Here is a 20,855-nt window from a genome sequence, read left to right on the forward strand (position 1 = left end):
CAGATATAAATATTTTTGTATAATGCTCACCACTTCTTTCGAAGCGTTCAATATGCGGGAATAGCTCAGTTGGTAGAGCGCAACCTTGCCAAGGTTGAGGTCGCGAGTTCGAACCTCGTTTCCCGCTCCAATTTCATCTCTATACAAAGTTTAGCTGTTAACTTAGTTCCAACACGATTATTTTTGTCCTGATTAGAAACTATCTGTCGTTTTAAAACCTCCGCCACCTGTTGATGAGCTGGATGAAAACCCACTGTCACTTGATGAACTATAAGATGACGAGGAGGAAGAATCCGAAGAGGATGATGAGCTCGAATAGGAAGATGATGATGATGAGCGTGAAGAGGATGAAGAGAAAGAAGAAGATCTCCTTGATGATGAATCGTCACGCGACCATCCTGAATTATGATTAGATGATTTTAATTCTCTCCTTATTGCTCTATACCCAAAAAGGGTTTGAACAACTGTTTCTGGAAAAATTTGATTGCTAAATAGCTGGTCTAATAAATCATTAAGCTTGAACGATGGTATGTTATATTCATAAATTGAGCTAGGAATATTGTTTTCCCTAAATAAATAGAATGTTTGTTCAAAACGATTATAAACATTGTCTAATTCGTTAAGCGTTTTTAATAACGAGGCCAGATATGCATCAATATCAAGTATTTGTTTATTTATCGCGACAATTTTTTCTAATAATTTATCATCTTCTGTTGATTTAGTTTGTAATGTTAAATCATTAAGTTGACTTAAAGATTGTTTTTGTAACAGTTTAACTAATTGATTTGAAATTAGTTTAAACTGCGAATTATTGCCTTTTTGAAGTTCTTGTAAGGTATTTTCTGTATCTTGTTTCTGTTTTTTATAATGTGCTAAATCTTGCTCAGTTAGCGCTATTGTTTTTTTCAATTTAGATAAATTTAGGTTAGTATCAACCTCGCGCTCTTTCCGCTCTTTTGCTTTTAATGCTTGCTCATATGCTCGTTTTTTATTATTAAACCGTAACTGAGATTCTTTATATAAATCTTTAAGCATTTTATGATTTTTGAAATTTTCTGAAAAATTGATAAACCTTGCTACCCATGAGTCTAAATAACGAAATATTTTGAAGGCTTTATAATTTTTCTCTCCAAAGCGACGATTAATTAAATAATTGTAATAGTAATTTTGTTGATATTGTTTCAACTTGGTTGAAAATTCTTGTTGTGAACTTTTGAAGTTTTTTGTTTCTTTGGTTAGCTCGTCTTTAGTAATGTTATAATTATTTAATAGTGATAGATAATCTGCATCACTTTCAAGTTGCCGAATCTTTTCCGCGGTTAATTCATCTAATTTTAATAATGTTTCATCCATTTTTTGTTGGGAATCAGCAATAAAATGATCTAAATTACTGGATTTATTTTTTAAATTACAGTTTAAATCCTTTAACTGTTTAATGATTTTCTGAATTTCCAAATCGTTATTTTGGGGAGATTCTAATAGATAAATAGTCGCTATCTTTTGATAAATCTCTACTTGTTTATTTGTCAAATCAAGGATTTTTTGACGAGAGTTTTGCACCTCGTTATTAGTTTTCTCGATTGCACTAAAGATTTCCTGAAGTTTTATTTCAATACTTCGTTCAATATTGCTAGATTGCATATTTACCACTCTAAAATCCTACCTGCTTTAACTGTATTAGGACAGTTAAATTCTAGACGGCCAATGGGTTTTTTACATAATTTATTTTCATCAATATGCCCATCGGCAATTTTATCTCTTTTAACCTTATTAAATTCTTTTTGAGAAACCTGCTGACCAAACATATCTACGAGTTTCGTTTCACCTGTTTCAATACTGGTTACCCATAGCGGTGTTGCTATTCCGGATGATGTTGTTGGTGTGACAATCACATACCAAGATTTACCGTTCGTTTTTTCGTGGGTGCGCTCAACTCCTGATTTATAATTAGGTTTGTCGACAATAGTAAGTGTCAAATTAGTTTGAGCTAGATTGAAATAATAAGACATCATTTGTTGATAATTTTCAAACTTATCAAAGTTGAGATTTTTTAGGTCAGCTTGTAAATCACTTTGTAAAGCAATAACAGGTACCATATCCGACTTCGGAACTTTTAGGGCTAATAATTTCTGATTATCAATCTGAATTTTATTTATAATGGTTTTTGCTCGTTCTGTGGAATTGTAAAGTGTTTCAATTTGATTGAAATCGATAACTCTTTGTCCTTGATTAAGATTATCAAGAACGGTATCGACTGCATTTTGTAGTACGTGATACTCTTTGCTTGTTTTTATAAACTCATCATCATCTATCAAATTAGCTAGCCGCTTATCATCTTCCAATAATTTTTTTAATATATTTAATTGAGTTCTAATATCCGACAATTTAGTGGTTACTGAGTCATTAATTTGCTTAAATTGTTTAACTAAACCATTTTCATCATCTGTAATAAAAGCCCCGTTAATGGTTGGCTTGGTGACTGTGGGAATAATTTTCTGGCTAAGTAGATTAGAAATTGAGGTCTTTAAATTTTTTACTGGAATCTGCGCATAATGAACAGTAGTTTTATCAATTTGCTTAAACTCGTTGCGTAATTCTGTTAATGAATCTTCCGACGCTAATATTTGACTATAGTAACTATCAATTTTTTGTCTAACGTCTCTTGTATAGATTAAATTATTAAAAAAGATTAAGGCTAAAATAAATAAAAATATGCTAAAAAGGCTAAATATTAACTTTCTTTTGATATAACAACGAACTAGAAAATGTTGAAACCAAGGACGTTTAGGTGCAACAAACCGTAACCGATTATCAAACCAAAGATCGATTCCTTCATCAACGATTTTATCGTCCACAATTTGACCTTTGGCTTCATAGAAGGTTTTAATGTTTTCTTTTAAATTAGCTCGTAATCCTTCGCGGTCAAGGTGCTCAAGTAGTAATTGTTGTTTTTGATATAATTCATCAATTATTGCCATTGCACCTAGTTGGTCACTAAGTTTAACATCCTGCATTAACCATCAACCTTCAAGATAATATTATTAAAGCGCTGTTTTCCATCTTCCACTATACGATCGATTTCTTTAGCATTATCAATCGATTCATTTCTTAGCTCTGTAATTAATTGTTGGCTTGATTCTTGATAATTGACAATGGCTTCAACTAATGCACGTAAAGAATCAGCTTTAATCGTCGAACCATAACCAGCTCTTAAACCTTCTTCAAGTTGCTTATTAGCTGAAGTAGCAATACTTTCAATGCCTTTATTCATACCATCTTTCATTGCTTCTAGTGTTTTAGTGCTTTCACTCAAACCTGTCAATGAAGTTATAGAAGCGCTTAATGCAGTAAATACAATTTCGTTGGTTGAAAAAAAGCTTACACTTTGTTGGTAGACACGCTCTTTTATGGAGGTTGTTTGTTGCAATCTTGCAAATACTGCTTCGGCAGAATTATAAGAAACGGTTAAATTATTGGCGAGATCTAAGATGATTTGATAACGGCTATCTTCTTGTTGTACATTGCGTAGAGCTTCGTCTCTAGCAAGTTCTAATCGTCCTCGAGCGACATGATCATCACCTGTAAAATTATCAACTTGAGCAATAGCGTCGGTTAATTTTTGTTTGCGTTCTTCAAGACGATCTGTCGCAATTTGCAGTACTTCTTCAGCAACGATTTGAGCTTGTTTTAGTCCAAAACGGAAATCTTGGTAGGCGTTTAAAATAATATGTTCACGCTCGACTTGATTACTTGTTTCTTTTGAAACATCTAAATAGGTTTTTTTTATTAAACTAAAACGATCAGGAATAGAACCACGTTGAAATGTCATCCAACCCATTTTAATTTTTTCCAAAAGATCTAACTTTCCGTCATCTAACCAACCAAGCATTTTTTCCATATCGGTACGAATACTATCAAAATGCTTAACAATATTAGAATAGCGATCAGAAACATGTACGCCATCAATTTGTTCCCGGACTACTTCATTAAATGCGCTTTGTTGTTGCAAAGTGTGAGCAATGGCGATAATACGATTTTTATCAATTTCAGCAACATTATCCAATAACTTTAAAATTGGCGCATCAGCCTGAGGTTTAACCATGATGCCGATTTTATTCAACAACTGTACTGCTCTATCTACATATGAAACTATTTGACTAGACATGTTTAATATTCCTTTAACTATTGTTCCTTAGTTAATTAAGAAAACTAAAAAGATTATATATCACTAAAAAAGTTATCACAAATTAGGATTAATTAGTTGTGAAATATAAATTTTAATTAAACTGTGATAAAAAACTAAGCTAAAGATGAACAAGGTAATAATATCCAAATTATTGAATATACCTAGATTTGACTTCCTCCTAGTTCTATAGGCCTAGAAGGAGGTCCATTTTAATTTCATTTGCATCTTTTTTATAATTTTGCTAACTTTTCCTGCCAGTATTCTTGATATTGTGGCAGGCGTTTTTGTGCAGTTTGGTACACCTGTTTTAGTTCAGTAGTATCGAGTTTTCTTTCCAGTCTCTCCATGGCATAATCTAGTTTTTTCTGCTGCATATATGCCATAAACAGTAGTGAGGCATCATACACTTCACCCATATCCGGCGTAATTTTTTCAAGCTGTTTGATTGCCCGATAATTATCATCCTTATAAATCCCGGCTCTTAAAGCTTCATCCAAATAGATTATACCGGGCTTGGATTTATCAATATTTGGGCTTCCTTTGGGACTATCGAAGTAATAGTGTTGTTTTCGCAGTGCGAGTAATTTTTCTTTATCAGGCGCTTGTTTGTTCATTGCAACAGCAATCTTAGCAAAATCCATTACACCGTAAATTAGCTGAGCTTGGTTTTTACCATAAATTCCCATACCCACTTGATAGGGGGTGCCACTAAAATCAATCACTATTTTTTTTCCAAAGCAATACGCCTGTTCTGCACCCCAAATAATAGTAGAGTCGGGATTTATTTTATTCTGCACTTTATAAAATTGGATAATAGCATCGAAAATGTAGGGATTCGTTATCGTTAATGGTGCAAAAATAATTGCTCTCCATGGGGAATCATAAGTATATAATTCATCGAGATCAAAACCGCGTTTTTTAGCTTGCAATGGTGTAATGACACAAGGTGGATTTTCAATAAAATCTTGCTCATCGATGATTAACGGTTCGGAATCGCTTTTTGGTTTAGGTGAGATGTTATAAAAAATTGGTTGACTGCTAACTTCTCCTTTATCCTTAAGAGCTTCTAAAGCTAAATCATGAAAATCTGCATATATCAGTTTTTCTTGCGGATCAGTCGCATTATTAAATAATTTTTTTAACTTTTTAAGACTATCATTAGGTTCACCAAAAAGATATTCTACTAAATAAGTCAATTTACAATATGGGTTTTTGGGCTCGTTACTTCTGTAATAATCCGTCAGACTAGCTAAATTTTGCGGAATTTTATAAAATTGACTGGATAATTCATACATATGTTGACCTTGAGTTAATTGCAATAGCGCAATCGCAACCGCAGTTTCGGGCGTAATACCCCAATATTTTTCCAGAACAATACCAAAATTACCTGCCAAATATTCATGGTCACCATCGGTTTCAAGTGCAAATTTAATAGCCAAATCCATATGTTTCACATCCGTCATTGCCAGGGCAATAGCAGCAAATGCCCCGGCGACTGAATTATATTCATCTTGTAAATCAAAACTACAATCAAATTCATACATGGTTAAGTCAACAAACTCTCTTATTTTATCATGTAAACTTTCGTACATCGCTGCTTTGCGGAAAAAGACATGTGAACAACAAGCTATTCCTCCTGCCCCTAGCTCTAATTCTTCAAAGTCTTCATATTCTTCAACGTATTTAGCGAATTCAGAATAGTATTCAGGCTTGGCAACAAAATAAATATGAAGCCAATGCCCCTCAAATATATTTGAATAACCTTTTGCCATTAAGCCATTTAAATAATCAAGCGCATCTGAATATGCCTGTTCACTTTCTTGTTTGAAGCGTAAGTAAATTTCACCGCCCGTAGGCATGGCTCTGGCGATAATGGTGTCAGTTTCACAAAAAACATCAGTTTCAGTAAAAGTATCATAAAAACGTTCGGTTTCTGATTGATCGTCTGGATCGTCTTTTTTTTCTGGCTTGCTATCAGGCTTGTTATCAATAATGCCCAGTTTATCCCACGCTTGTTTTTGTAGAATTGCTGGTTCATATCCTTTATCAACTAAGCATTCAACACCGTTATAAGCATATCTATAATCAAAATTAGCCCATTCAAACTGTAAATCAACTAAATGCCATTTGTTATAATCAAAATCGTCGTATTTCCTTAACAGTGAACGTCCTTTCGATTCAGCCTCTTTCTCACCTGAATAAAGATATTTTTTTATTAATGCTAAAATTCTATCGGTATCATAATTATCAATAATGCCATTATAGGCAAAATATTCATCAATCGTGTCAGTTAGCAAATCTACATCATATTCATCTGATTGCTCCAGATATTTTAGGTCGCTTTCAAGCTCAAGTATCTTTGTTTGTCGGTAGGTTTGTTCTATTGCTGTTTCGATAAGAATACTATTCGGTTGACAAAGACTAATTCTGAAATATTTACTAGTCATATCACCAAAAAAACCATCATCCAGCATTTTTTGAATTTTTTCGGTAAGTAGTGGAACTAAATATTGATTATTTATCTCAACACCATAAATACTCGCATTATATTCTAGCTCATTTATACTTTCTGAATAATAGCGTTTGGAATTTCGTTCATTGAATAAAGCATAGATTTCCAGCGTTTTATAATCAAAGGTGATATTAAAGCCACAAATATTTTCAGGGAATTTGTTAGCTGGAATATTTTTTTCATCTTCTGCCTGAGTAGTATCAAAAATGCTCTGTAATGCGTTAACTATTTTATCCACCATTTGTATCGGATAATCGGTAAGATATTGTTCAGCCAGACGATGGATTGATTCGACGTGAGTCTTGTTGTGGTCATAAATATATTTCATCACGCCTTGGGCAAAGATGCCTACAAATTTATTTTCTGGATCTCTAATTTTCAAAAGATAAGTAATGCAATCAAAATGCATAGGTGAGATGTTCTTCATAAGTTTTGAAAAAATGAGTTGAAGCATCTCTCTGATAAAAATTTGAAATTTAAGATCATTTGGACTTAATGCTTTTAATTGTTCAAATGTTGCTTCGATATCGAATTGCTCACCTTGCTTTATATAGTTTCGTAACAATATTTTTAAGTTATCAAATTCTTGTTCTTGTGGTGTTTTAGTGACTGTCTCTTTTTTAATGGGGGTATTACTTTGTTTTGGTGGTTGTTTAACTGGAGCAACTTTTTTAGGCGGAACTTTACGTAACTCGTCAAAATCAAATGGGTTAGGTTGACCTTCACCAACCCATTCGTCGAGGTAAAACCATGGTTTTTCTTTACCGTCATCAATCACATCTTTGGGGGGTGTGGGTTTGGGGTGGTTTTTCGGTTTTGGGGCATCGGGCATTTTGATGATTGTTTTTTCTGTACAGGTTGATTGTTCAAGCGCTGGTGGGATCGCTTTTTCCTGATAGCCTTTTTTGATTTTCGATCTGATCAGTTTGTTGGCTTCTTTTTCCGCATCGGCAGGCGATGAAAACGTTTTAACTTGTGTTTGTCCTTTTGTTCCTATCTTACCAAATACGATTGTTAGGGATTCGTCTTGTTGGGTGATATACCAAAATTTATTCGATAATGTATCCTTAAACTCCAGATAATACTTCATTTCCTATATTCCTAATTATAATTCTATGTCAGTTCTTATAAATAAATTGAAAAGTAATTAATATAACTTTTTAGTTTATAAAATTTTGATTATAAAAACGACCATTATGTGTGTGTTGATTTAGTAAAACCGAGATGAATAATTTTATTACTATAAATTATGTTATTGACTAATTTTTAACAATAATTTTCTATAATTGCTTTCGAATTAGAATATTGTTTAGCAGTTTTTTAAGAAACTTTACATTATTATATGTAAAATTTTATAATTTTATTGTTGTTTTTAATGGTATATGGTACAACTAGCAATTGATAGTTCATTTTTTTGAAAGGTTAATTCCTTAATATTTCTGAACTATCAATACTTTTCTTTTTTCCATCTTAAATATTTAAAAATAATTTTGAGCTTTGTTTTTCAATAAAGTAATAATTGTTTTATCTATTAACATGTTATCCAAGTTATTTAAAAAATAAATCCAGTATTTATTTTGAAATGTAAGGATCACATTATTCAAGAGTTTCATTAATTAAGTTTTTCATGTTTTTAAATTAAAAATTGGATTATAACCAATAAAAGATTTAGTGAGATAAAATATGAATAAAATAAATAAGTTAATTTTGAATTCACAATATGCTGTTAGTAATTCAAGGAAAGGAAAATTTAAAGGTAAAGCATCTCTAATCAAATTTATTACTACAACGAGCATAACTTTAGCAATGACAAATCCAAGCTTTGCTCAGTGTATTACTAGCGATCCAAATAATCAGGCTTGTACCGGTGATGTAAATAATCCCAACGGTAATGGGTATGAAAATACAAATTCTTCTGATATTTTCTCTTTTGTCCAATCTGATGGATCTATTACAGGTAGTAAAAATGGGGTAGAAATTAATTACCATGGCAATGGTATTTTGAGCATCAATACATTAGCGAAAGTTTTTGGTAACGGAGGGGATGGAATTAATGCTCAAAATAGTAGCAATTCACAAGATATCAAAATAACACAATTAGTGAGTGGTGAAACGAGAGGGAGTAAATCGGGCATAGAGGCTACTAATAATGGTAAAGGTTTAACCATTATTAATACAGCTGGAATAATCTCTGGTAATCAGGATAACGGTATATCAGTGCTCAATGGGACTCAATCTACCGATTTAACTATTAATCAATCAAGAGGCAGTATTGAAGGGCATAATCGTGGAATAAGTGCTGAAAATCAAGGTAATGGTATCTCTGAAATCATTGTTTCCGGTAATGTGAATGGATTGAGTAGTGAAGGTATATTTGTAAAAAATAGCACTAATAGCAAGAATATTACAATTAATCAATATGATGGTAGTACGGTTAGTGGGCAAAGTTATGGTTTGGCCGCTTATAATAATGGTAAGGAACAAACTGATATCACCATTGCTGGTTATGTTGAAGGTCGTAATAATGATGCAATTTATTCAGAGTCGTCAAGTACAACATCAGATGTCTTTTTAACGCAAATGGCTGATTCTCAAATTAAAGGTCATAATAACGGTATTAATATTCTTAATAATGGTAATGGATTTAGTGATTTAATCATTTCTGGTTCGGTAACAGGTGAGCAAATTGATGGTATTGTTGCTAAAAATCTTTCAGATACATCAACTGCTATGTCTTTAAGACAGTTAGGCGGTAGTATTTATGGTCATGTGAATGGTGTGAATTTATTGAATAATGGTAATGGTGATACCACTATCTCAACTAAAAATAATATTCAGGGTGATCAACAAGATGGTATTGTAGTTGTAAATGGAACTAGTTCTAGTAATATAAAATTAAATCAGATATCAGGTACGATTAAAGGTCATAATAACGGCATAAATATCACTAATAATGGTAAAAAGTCGACGATCATTTCAACTTCTGGTGTTGTTGAAGGTGCTCAAAACGATGGAATTAGGGCAATCAATAACAATTCGACAACCTCTAATATGAGCGTTATTCAGTCAAATGGCACAATTCATGGAAATCTTAATGGCATAAATGTAACGAATAATGGACAGGGATATACGTCAATTCAAACAGCTAAAAATATTATTGGTGATCAAAATGATGGTATTGTGGTTACTAACGGTAATGCATCAGGTGATTTAACGATAATCCAATCAGCAGGTAGTATTGCTGGCAAACTTCGTGGCATTAATTTAACCAATAATGGAAAAGGGAATACAAATGTTAATCTTAGTGGCTCAGTAACAGGCGATATTAATGAAGGCGTTGTAGTTCAAAATGGTACGCAATCAAGTCACTTAAATTTAATTCAGATAGCAGGAAAAATCAAAGGTTTATTAAATGCGGTTAATTTAGTTAACAATGGTGTCGGTTCAACAAGTGTCAAAACTTCAGGCGATTTAGAGAGTGTTCAACAACATGGTTTGTTCGTTTTAAATAATAGTACAGCCAATAATCTTAATATTGATCAATTTGGAGGTACGATTACAGGTAATTATAATGGACTTAATGTAACCAATAAAGGAAGTGGAACGACTGAAATAAAAATTGCAGGTAAGGTTTTTGGTAATAATTCTGATGGCATTTTTGTGCTTAATGATGTTGCGGCACAGAACTTAATTGTTTCTTTGAACGACTCAGGTTTTGTTAAGGGCCATAATAAAGGACTCAATTTAACAAATAAAGGAAATGGCGAAACAAAAATTCTCTTAAATGGCAACATTGAAGCTGATCAAGATGATGCTATTTATGCTATAAATGAAAATAATGCTACTAACTTGACTGTTCAACAATTAGCAACCAGTAGTCTTAATGGTTTAATAAATGGCATAGAATTAGAGAATACAGGATCTGGTTCTACAACTATTACTACTTATGGAACGGTTAGTGGTGAACAACAAGCTGGTATAGTTATTAATAATCGTGGTACAAGCACTGATGTTAATGTTAAACAAAATTCTGGAACAATTTTTGGTAAAAATAATGGAATAACAATCAATAACAGTGGTACTGGCTCAACGGTTATTGATATCTATGATACGGTTTATGCGAATGGGACCGATGTAAACAATAATTTAGATGCGGGTATCTATACAACGGGTAAATCAGACACAACAACTAATATTAACCTTAATGATGGTGCTAATGTTTATTCTGTTCTTGGTACTGCAATAAGAAATGATGTGACCAATTCTATTGTTAATTTAAATAGTGGTTCTAAAGTAAGTGGTAAAATATTGCTAGGAACAGGTGATGATACGCTTAATATCAATCAAGGCTCTGATATTTCAGATTTAACCATGATTGATGGTGGACGTAAAAATATTCGAGCTAGTTCATCGAATGAAATGGATGTTCTTAATTTTAGTACCCATCTAGTTGGATCTTCTGATTCAGTAGGTATTCGTGGTGATGTAGCGATTCTTAACTGGGAAAATATCAATGTTGGTTCAAACGGAAGGTTATCATTAACTGGTAACTTAAATACCGATAAGCTTACTCTAAATTCAAATGCTATTTTAGATTTTGTTCCAAGGATACATCAAGCTTCGGTAAGTGGCGATGTTTATAATAGTGGTACTATTGCGCTGAATAATAATTTTACTGGAGATCATCTAACTATAACCGGTAATTATATTGGTAATAATGGTCAGCTTTTGCTTGATACAGTATTGCAAGATAGTAGTAGCTCAACTGATAAGTTGTTTATTGGAGGGAATGCTTCCGGAAATACATTGGTTAAAATAACCAATATTGGTGGATTAGGTGCAGATACTGGCAAAACGAATGGTATTGAAATTGTCAATGTTAATGGTGTAAGTTCGAACAATGCATTTAATTTAGAAGGATCACATTTAGATGTGGGCGCTTATGAATACTATTTACATAAAGGCGATATTAATCAACAAAATAATAACTGGTACTTACGTTCTAGTAAACCTACTGAACCAACTAATCCAACTAATCCGACGAATCCAACCAATCCAACCAATCCAACAAACCCAACAAACCCAACAAACCCAACAAACCCAGAGCAACCTGTTAATCCAGTGTCTCCGAATAAGGTTGCTTATCGTAAAGAAGTACCAATGTTTGCTGGGGTAGCGGCACAATTACGTCAGGCTGATTTAATTATGCAAGCAAATATGCATCAACGTATTGGTAATACTTTACTACCAGACTCAAAAATTAGTTGGGGACGAATAATCGCTGAGCGCACAGATATAAAACAAAATGGCATAGCTGATACACATAGCAAAGGGAATTATACTGGTTTCCAAATAGGTAGCGATATCTGGAAAGAAGAAGATAGCTATTGGCGTGTAGGTGGTTACTTCGGTTATTTACATGGTAGTTTAGATGTTGATGGTTTTGCCAGTAGTATGAAAGGATATGTAGGAAAAAATCGCTCAAATAGTTATTTCTTAGGTCTCTATGGTAACTATATGGATGAGAATGGGGCTTACTTAGATTTGGTGTTCCAAGGGGGGCGTCATAAAGTAGACATTAAACCAAATTATAATAAAAATAGTAAACAAAAGGGAAAAGGATTAAGTGCTTCCGCGGAAGTCGGTAAACCATTTGATTTAAATTATTATGATTGGCGAATTGAACCTCAGTTTCAAATTATTCACCAATGGATGAATCTTAATAATAGTCATATAAGTGGTAATACCACCGTCAAACAAAGTCATAATGATTCATGGCTTTTCCGAGTGGGTGCTAGACTTGAAAATCATTTCCAGTCAGAGTTAGGAACGTTTCGTCCTTATACTCGTTTAAATTTATACTATTCGCCCGATGGTTCAGATCGTATAAGATTTGATTGTTCCAGAGCTTCAACTAAATTTAATAGTGGTGCTGGTTATACAAGCACGGAATTAGCTATCGGTGGTAGTTATGAATTTAATAATCAAGTTAGTGCTTATACTGAGATTGGTCATACTTGGTCCAATAGTGGTGATGCAAACGTTAAGTCGCCAATTAATGGCTCTTTAGGAATAAGAGCTAATTGGTAACACGAGTAATAAACTAAGTTGTTTATCTTCCTGACCGATACTTTTAATAGAAAGTATCGGTTTTTTCTTTATTCATTTAAAATAATTAATCTTAATAATTAATCTAAGTCATATAAAAAATAGTTATCATAATAATTTTTTTATAGTTTTAAGATTTATTTATGGTAATGTTTTTGCATCGTTTTGCTATATAAGGAAGTTCCATGACTCATTCAACCAATCCTTTGGTGCGTTTTTATTTTAAAGTAGGGCTTATTCCTCAAATTGTTTTGGGTTTGCTCTTTGGTATAACATTAGCAGCAATTTCTCAAGAAGTTGCGTTAAATATGTCTTTTATTGGCTCGCTCTTTATTAATGCCTTAAAATCCGTTGCGCCAATTTTGGTACTTATTTTAGTTATTGCGTCAATATCTAATCACCAACGTGGTAAACGCGCTAATATGGGTAAACTTTTTGCCCTATATTTTTCGGGTATGATGTTGGCCGCTTTGTTAGCAACTATTGCTAGTTTCATCTTTCCTTCTGATATTTCATTAGGTGATGCTGCGGATCAGAGCAAATTAACGCCTCCAGGTAGTATTATTGAAGTATTAAAAACTCTGCTAAATAAAATGATAGACAATCCTGTTAATGCGCTTGTTAATGCTAACTATATTGGGCTCATTGTTTGGGGAGTCGGAATTGGTATTGCATTAAGACACTCAAGTGAAACAACCAAAACGATGATGAGCGATCTTTCTTTAGCAATTTCATTCATTGTAAAAATCATTATTCGTTTTGCTCCATTAGGGGTTTTTGGTTTGGTTGCTTCAACACTTGCAGAAACAGGATTTGGTGAATTACTTAAGTATGCTCATCTATTAGTTGTATTAGTGTCTTGTATGTTAATTGTGGCATTGATTATTAATCCATTATTAGCTTATATTGTAATGCGTAAAAATCCGTATCCATTGGTTTTTACCTCATTAAAAGATAGTGCTATTCCTGCTTTCTTTACTCGTAGCTCAGCAGCAAATATTCCAGTTAATATCGAAATTTGTAAAAAATTAAAAATGGATGAAGATACTTATTCTGTCGCTGTACCACTGGGCGCAGCAATTAATATGTCAGGAGCGGCAATTACTATCACTATTCTAACGTTAGCTACCGTAAATTCTTTGCATATAGACGTTGATATTCTTTCTGCAGTATTACTTTGTATTGTGACGAGTATATGTGCTTGTGGTGCATCAGGAATCGCAGGTGGTTCATTACTGCTTATTCCTGTCGCTTGTAGCATGTTTGGAATACCTAACGAAATTTCAGCTAAAGTCATTGGTATCGGTATAGCTATTGGTGTTATTCAAGATTCGGTTGAAACTGCGCTTAATTCATCAAGTGATGTTGTATTTATTGGTGCAGTATCAGAAAAAGTAAAACGTAATGAAACAAAATAGTTTTTTGATATTTAGAAATTAGTTTGTACTTACTTTAATAGCCTGATAAATAATAAATTTATCAGGCTTTTTTACAATTAAAAAGGTTTAATCACAAGGCCAATTATTGCATTTAGTGATATGACTATTTATCATAATTTAAAGCTCAATCATTGATATTCACCTAATATGTTGGAACTCTATGTCAATTAATCAAAATACTTTTGCAATAACACCTACAAGAATAGGTAATACAAAAAAAGGTAATGAGACAAGATCTGCCTTGATTCGTAGTGGAGTAGAGTTGATGACTACTTATGGGTATATTTCATCAAACATTGAAAGAATCTTAAAGCAGGTAGGAGTCCCCAAAGGTTCTTTTTATCATTACTTTAAAAGTAAGGAAGACTTTGGAATAGCAATTATAGCTAGCTATGACAGTTTTTTTACTCACAAATTAGATAAGCATTTAACCAATTCATCGATTGGTTCAGCTATTGATCGAATTTTAGCTTTTTATGAAGATGCAAAGCAAGGTATGGCAAAATATGATTTTAATCGAGGTTGCCTAATCGGTGAATTGATACAAGAAGAATCGTTATTACCGGATGGGTATGCACAAATACTTGAACAAATTTTACAAAATTGGCAAGCCAAACTTGAAAAATGCTTACTACTGGCACAACAATCTGGAGAATTAAGTTCACAAGCCAACTGCAAAGCACTTGCAGAATTTTTTTGGATTGGTTGGGAAGGTGCAGTAACTCGAAGCAAATTAATAAAAAAATCACAACCTTTAGATCTGTTTATGCAACTTTTTTTTGATAAAATCATCAATTAATATCAAAAGTTAATTTTGATTTATTTACCAATGCCGTCTTATTTTACAAACGCCATCTTATTTTACAAACACAATAACGACCATCAAAAGACACTTTGCATTATTTCGATTGCCTATCTTTAGGCAATATGATACAAATAAAAACGAATTGTCAAATTAGCTAGTTAAGCAAAAATCGATAATTTCAATAGTTAATCTTTCCACCCTGTACTTTGTGACACCATTTTATTTGTAAATAAAGCTATTTTATTTGTATTCATAAATGTCTTTAAATAATGTTTTTAATTTTCAATAGGTTATTTTTTGTCTTCTTAAATGAAGGATCAGTTTTCATTTGGTTAATCTCTAACAGCATCTTCAATTAAAAGCTATATTTTACATAAATAGAATCATCTCTGATTAAGTGAGAGGAAATAATGAACAAAGTCTATAAGCTTATCTGGAATGCAGTTCGTCAAAGTTATGTTCCGACTTCGGAAAAAACTCAATCAAAAGGTAAAAGTTTTTCGGTTAATTTGCTGACAGTCGTTAGTTTAACTTCTGTGTTAACATCTAACAGCTATGCAAATGACACAGCCAACGATTTAAAAAATGACATACCTATTCAAAAGAGCATCATCAATCAATCATTAAACTTGTCATACAATGACAAATATCAACAAAATTTTATTAATCAACGTGCCGGTATCAGTCCCTTTGCTAACACAAAAATCATTACAATATCAAACGACATTGAAAACGCAAGTGATGGATACGACTTATCAACTGATACCAACACTACTGATCTCACCTTTAACCAAGCTGCTGGCTCAATAACCGGTCAAAATAGTGGTGTAAACATTTCTCACGGCGGTATTGGTTCAAGTAATATCATGCTGTCAGGTGTCATAACAGGAAAATCGGATAATGGACTTGTCGTAAAAAACACTGATACTACAAAAGATTTAAAAGTCACACAAATGGCTAACAGTACTATTCAAGGCAAAAATAATGGTATTGAAGTCGAAAATAAAGGTAATGGAACCACAACACTCACCACATCTGGACAGGTTGTCGGTGAGCAATCTAACGGAATACAAGCTAATAATGATAAGAATTCAAAGGATCTTAAAGTTATACAACTAGTAGGTAGTATATCTGGCGGCGCCAACGGAATTTATGCAAACAATAGCGGGCTTGGATCGACAAGTGTCACAACCTCTGGCGAAGTCATTGGCGCCCACAATGAAGGAATTTACGTACATAACGATAAAACCGCCAAAGATATAAACGTTACACAAATGAAGGGCAGTAGTATCAAAGGATACTCAAATGGTGCAAGTATTATTAACGACGGTATAGGCTCAACCTTGGTTAATGCGTCTGGAAATATTGAAGGCCAAACCACAAATGGAATGTTTATCATTAACTATGAACAAACAGAAGATCTCACCGTCAATCAAATAGAAGGCACTATTCATGGTAGTACCAACGGCATTAACATGAATAATTATGGTCGTGGTTCAACACTTGTCACGACCTCTGGTAATGTCATTGGTGATCAAGATGACGGGCTATTCAACACCAATGATACCAACGCTCATGATCTTACTCTCAATCAATTAGCAGGAAAAATTCAAGGTAAGAGAAATGGCATCAATATGGCGAATAATGGTAAAGGTTCAACCTATATCACCACATTAGGTGAAATTATTGGTACTGAAAATGATGGGCTCTATTCCATTAACGGCAATAGCAGTCAAGATCTAATTGTACATCAATCAGGCGGTACTGTGCATGGTAAACTTAATGGTATCAATCTTGCCAATCATGGAAACGGATCAACCACCATCAATTCCGTTGGTGATGTCATTGGCGATCAGAATGATGGTATGTATGTGGCTAATGATGCCAACACACAAGATCTAACCATTAAACAAAACAGCGGAAAAATCAATGGTAATTTAAATGGCATTAATCTTGCAAATAAAGGGAAAGGCTCAACATTTATCACAACTAAAGGAACTGTGATAGGCAACCTAAGTGATGGCATGTATGCAATTAATGAAAATACCACTCAAAACATTATCGTAGAACAATCTGACGGTAGCATTCAAGGTAATAAGAATGGTATTAACATGGCAAATAAAGGGAACGGTTCGACCCAAATTACGACATCGGGTGAAGTAATTGGTAAAAATAACGATGGTATGTATGCCTTTAATGATATCAATACGCAAAACATTACCGTCGATCAAAAACAGGGAAAAATAAACGGCAATTTAAATGGCATTAATCTTGCAAATAAAGGGAAAGGCTCAACATTTATTACAACTAAAGGAACTGTGATAGGCAACCTAAGTGATGGCATGTATGCAATTAATGAAAATACCACTCAAAACCTTATCGTAGAACAATCTGACGGTAGCATTCAAGGTAATAAGAATGGTATTAACATGGCAAATAAAGGGAACGGCTCGACCCAAATTACGACATCGGGTGAAATAATTGGTAAAAATAACGATGGTATGTATGCTTTTAATGATATCAATACGCAAAACATTACCGTCAATCAAGAACAAGGAAAAATAAACGGTAATTTAAACGGCATTAATATGGCCAATAGCGGAAAAGGCTCAACCACAATCAACACATCAGGCGAAGTGATTGGCAATCAAAATGACGGTTTATATTCAGCAAATCAATCCAATACCCAACATTTAACCATTAATCAATCCGCTGGAAGCATTAAAGGGAATAAAAATGGGATCAACATTGCAAATCATGGGAATGGATCGACCTCAATTTCAACCGCTGGCACAATAAAAGGTCAAAATAATGATGGTATGTACGCGTTAAACGGCGCGAAATCACATGATCTAACCGTTAAGCAATCATCTGGGGATATTTATGGTGAATTAAATGGTATCAATATGGCAAACAACGGGCTTGGTGACACTAACATTACTACTTTAGGATCAGTAACGGGTGCACAATACGATGGATTATATGCCGTTAACGATGTAAAAACCCAAAATATGAAGATAAATCATATAGGCGGTGACATTACAGGCAAAAAAAACGGTATCAATATTACCAACAAAGGGCAAGGTTCATCATATATAACATTAAGCGGAAATGTAACCGGTTCAACTTTTGATGCGGTCGTTGCTTCAAATCATACAACTGCTCAAGATTTATCGGTCATACTCGATAATAATGCCACTATTCAAGGACAACTTAATGGTATCAATTTAGTCAATAAAGGTCATGGCTCAACCTCTATTAACATTAATGGAAGCGTCATAAGTCATTCTTTAGATGCATTAATTGTAGCAAATGACACAACAACCAAAGATTTAACCTTTTCGCTTCAAAATCATGCAAATATTCAGGGAAGTAAAAATGGTGTCAATCTGACTAACCAAGGACAGGGATCGACAACCATTACTGTTGAAGGGAACATTAAAGCAGGACACGGCGATGCGATCTCTGCCTCGAATAAAAATAATGCTCAACATCTCTATATTGATCAGAAGTCAACAAGTAGCATAACCAGCTCGGAGAATGGGATTAATGTGACTAATTTAGGTACCGGTTTTTCATCCGTTACCGTATCGGGGAAAGTCAATGGTGACAATGGATCAGGAATATTAGTGAAAAATGGCAACACATCGAGTGATCTCATCTTATCGCAAACAGCGGGTAGCATCATTGGACTAAATAGTGGGATTAATGTCACCAACAACGGGACAGGCTTTACCAGAATTGATATCGCTGGTACAGTAATTGGTAAGGGAGAAAACCAACTTAGCCGGCCTGGTGCGGGTATCTATTCATCAGGCAACGTAGGGACAAAAACCTATCTAAATCTCAATGCGGGGGCAGATGTTTCAGCCGTAATAGGCGCATCAATCAAAAATGAAATTAGTGATGCGATCATTACCCTAAATGATGGTTCAAAAGTCAGTGGACTAATTCAGCTTGGCACAGGTAATAATACGCTGACCATTCATAAAAATGCAAATGTGACCGATCTCACCATTATTGATGGTGGTAGTGATGTGACTCGTAATGCACAATCAACTTCAACCGATACACTCAATCTTTACCAAAATCTGACGGGATCATCAACAAGTACAGGACGTATTGGCGATGTTTCTGTTCTTAATTGGGAAAACATCAATGTGGGACAAGCGGTAACTTTCACATTAACCGGTGATTTAGATACACAAAACCTCAACCTAAACTCGGATGCGGTTTTGAAATTACAAAGATCATTAAATCAAGCAACGGTAAACGGTAATGTGAATAATGCAGGCACCATTACGCTTAGTAATGCAAATGCTGGGGAAAATTTAATCATCAACGGTGACTATGTCGGCAACAATGGTAAATTAATACTGGATACTGTTGTACAAGGCAGCGAAAGCGATACCGATAGACTAAATGTGAATGGTCATGTCACTGGAAAAACACAAATACAGATAAATAATGTCAATGGGATTGGGGCTGACACCACAAACACAAACGGCATTAAAATTGTGAATGTAACAGGAAGCAGCACTAATGATGCTTTCAATCTTCAAGGTGGACATTTAGAAGCCGGTGCCTACGAATATTATCTTTATAAAGGGGATCTGAATAAGCAAAACGAAAATTGGTATTTACGCTCCTATTTGAAGAAAGAATCTGAAGATCAAAATAAAGATAAAACCAATAATGATTCGACCAACAATCATCAATCGGGCAATGAAGAAAATAATAATGACTTAAACCATATTATTGGTTCAAATCATGAACAAGAAGATAAAACGAATATCAATAACCGACGCATAACCTATCGAAAACAAGTACCGCTCTATTCAGCTGTTGGTGAACAATTACGCCAAGCTGATATTATCATGCTCAGCAATCTACATCAGCGCATTGGTAATACACCAACCAACGAAGAGACAAACACGTGGGGTAGAATCATTGCTGCACGCAACGATATAAAACAAAATGGCGTATTGAATACTCACAGCAAAGGAAATCACACCGGTTTACAATTAGGTAGTGATATCTGGCAGACTAATCATTGGCGTTTTGGTGCTTATTGGGGTTATCTCTACGGTGATTTAAAAGTTAACGGGTTTGCCAGTGGTGTAAATGGACATGTTGGAAAAAATACCACGAACACGTATTTTATCGGTGCTTATGGTACATATACCCATGATGACGGATGTTATGTCGATCTCGTCTTGCAAGCGGCTCGACATAAAGTCAATATCAAACCAAACAGTAACGCCGACAGCAAACAAAAAGGTTATGGCGGCACCGCTTCAGTCGAATTTGGTAAACCTTTTACGTTATTTGATAATGGTTGGAAGCTAGAACCTCAAGCACAAATTATACACCAATGGCTTGATCTGGATAAAAGCCATATAAAAGGTAACACAACAGTCAAACACAGTAACAATAATGCTTGGCTATTCCGTATTGGGGGTAGAGTCGAAAACGAAGTTGACCTTGACCTAGGCACTTTACGTCCTTATGCAAGAGCAAACCTATTCTATTCGCCGAACGGAGATGATCATACACATTTTGCTACACCGAGTTACACAACATCAATCAGAAGTGGAGCTTCACACACCAGTACCGAATTGGCTATTGGTGGAAGTTTTGACATTAATAATCAATTAACCGCCTATGGCGAATTGGGTCATACTTGGTCAAATGGTGGAAATGCCCGAGTAAAAGCTCCAATCAATGGTTCAATAGGCATCAAAGCTAACTGGTAAATAGCATAATAAACACAGACTAAACCGATATTATGTGATCTTAACAAAT

General features: G+C 34.1%; 8 protein-coding genes and 1 tRNA gene. 5 read left to right on the top strand and 4 right to left on the bottom strand.

The features are described from left to right. The first annotated feature begins 54 nt into the window (after nt 1-54). Nucleotides 55-130, top strand: a tRNA-Gly gene (locus J3T98_RS00095). Between the two features lie 62 nt (nt 131-192). Here the strand turns inward: J3T98_RS00095 and J3T98_RS00100 are convergent. The 4 genes from J3T98_RS00100 to J3T98_RS00115 form a co-directional block, all read right to left on the bottom strand. After that, on the bottom strand, nt 193-1,650 hold the full coding sequence (locus J3T98_RS00100; RefSeq protein ID WP_267361816.1) for a hypothetical protein: 1,458 nt from the start codon (nt 1,648-1,650) through the stop codon (nt 193-195). Continuing rightward, nucleotides 1,644-3,014, bottom strand: coding sequence for a DUF6384 family protein (locus J3T98_RS00105; RefSeq protein ID WP_267361817.1), 1,371 nt, complete (start codon nt 3,012-3,014; stop codon nt 1,644-1,646). Before J3T98_RS00105 ends, J3T98_RS00100 begins: the two co-directional genes overlap by 7 nt. Beyond that, the gene (locus J3T98_RS00110) at nt 3,014-4,165 is read right to left on the bottom strand and encodes a hypothetical protein (RefSeq protein WP_267330167.1); all 1,152 of its coding nucleotides are present in this window, start codon (nt 4,163-4,165) and stop codon (nt 3,014-3,016) included. The genes J3T98_RS00105 and J3T98_RS00110 overlap by 1 nt, the downstream gene beginning before the upstream one ends. A gap of 251 nt (nt 4,166-4,416) precedes the next feature. Next, nucleotides 4,417-7,788: a DUF6138 family protein gene (locus tag J3T98_RS00115; protein WP_267361818.1), complete on the bottom strand. Its 3,372-nt coding sequence runs from the start codon at nt 7,786-7,788 to the stop codon at nt 4,417-4,419. 593 nt (nt 7,789-8,381) lie between these two features. Between J3T98_RS00115 and J3T98_RS00120 the strand changes: the two genes are divergently transcribed. The 4 genes from J3T98_RS00120 to J3T98_RS00135 all read left to right on the top strand — a co-directional run bounded on the left by J3T98_RS00120 (nt 8,382) and on the right by J3T98_RS00135 (nt 20,806). Then, a complete protein-coding gene (locus tag J3T98_RS00120) occupies nt 8,382-12,788 on the top strand; it encodes an autotransporter outer membrane beta-barrel domain-containing protein (RefSeq protein WP_267361819.1) in 4,407 nt (1,468 codons plus the stop codon). Nucleotides 12,789-12,991: 203 nt separating this feature from the next. After that, entirely contained in the window at nt 12,992-14,224 is a 1,233-nt protein-coding gene (gene sstT, locus J3T98_RS00125; protein WP_065734369.1) for a serine/threonine transporter SstT, read from the top strand. Between the two features lie 181 nt (nt 14,225-14,405). Next, complete coding sequence (locus J3T98_RS00130) at nt 14,406-15,044, top strand: TetR/AcrR family transcriptional regulator (protein ID WP_267337478.1); 639 nt, start codon at nt 14,406-14,408, stop codon at nt 15,042-15,044. 416 nt (nt 15,045-15,460) lie between these two features. Then, nucleotides 15,461-20,806, top strand: coding sequence for an autotransporter outer membrane beta-barrel domain-containing protein (locus J3T98_RS00135; RefSeq protein ID WP_267361820.1), 5,346 nt, complete (start codon nt 15,461-15,463; stop codon nt 20,804-20,806). Nucleotides 20,807-20,855: the final 49 nt, after the last annotated feature.

The organism is Gilliamella sp. B2772 (assembly GCF_026536985.1).
GTDB classification, from domain to species: Bacteria; Pseudomonadota; Gammaproteobacteria; order Enterobacterales; family Orbaceae; genus Gilliamella; species Gilliamella apicola_E.

What these genes read in the sequence shown, in the direction of transcription:
- J3T98_RS00105 (WP_267361817.1), bottom strand. Translation starts at nt 3,014, where the DNA reads ATGCAGGATGTTAAACTTAGTGACCAACTAGGTGCAATGGCAATAATT.
- J3T98_RS00135 (WP_267361820.1), top strand. Translation starts at nt 15,461, where the DNA reads ATGAACAAAGTCTATAAGCTTATCTGGAATGCAGTTCGTCAAAGTTAT.
- J3T98_RS00115 (WP_267361818.1), bottom strand. Translation starts at nt 7,788, where the DNA reads ATGAAGTATTATCTGGAGTTTAAGGATACATTATCGAATAAATTTTGG.
- J3T98_RS00110 (WP_267330167.1), bottom strand. Translation starts at nt 4,165, where the DNA reads ATGTCTAGTCAAATAGTTTCATATGTAGATAGAGCAGTACAGTTGTTG.
- J3T98_RS00130 (WP_267337478.1), top strand. Translation starts at nt 14,406, where the DNA reads ATGTCAATTAATCAAAATACTTTTGCAATAACACCTACAAGAATAGGT.
- sstT (WP_065734369.1), top strand. Translation starts at nt 12,992, where the DNA reads ATGACTCATTCAACCAATCCTTTGGTGCGTTTTTATTTTAAAGTAGGG.
- J3T98_RS00120 (WP_267361819.1), top strand. Translation starts at nt 8,382, where the DNA reads ATGAATAAAATAAATAAGTTAATTTTGAATTCACAATATGCTGTTAGT.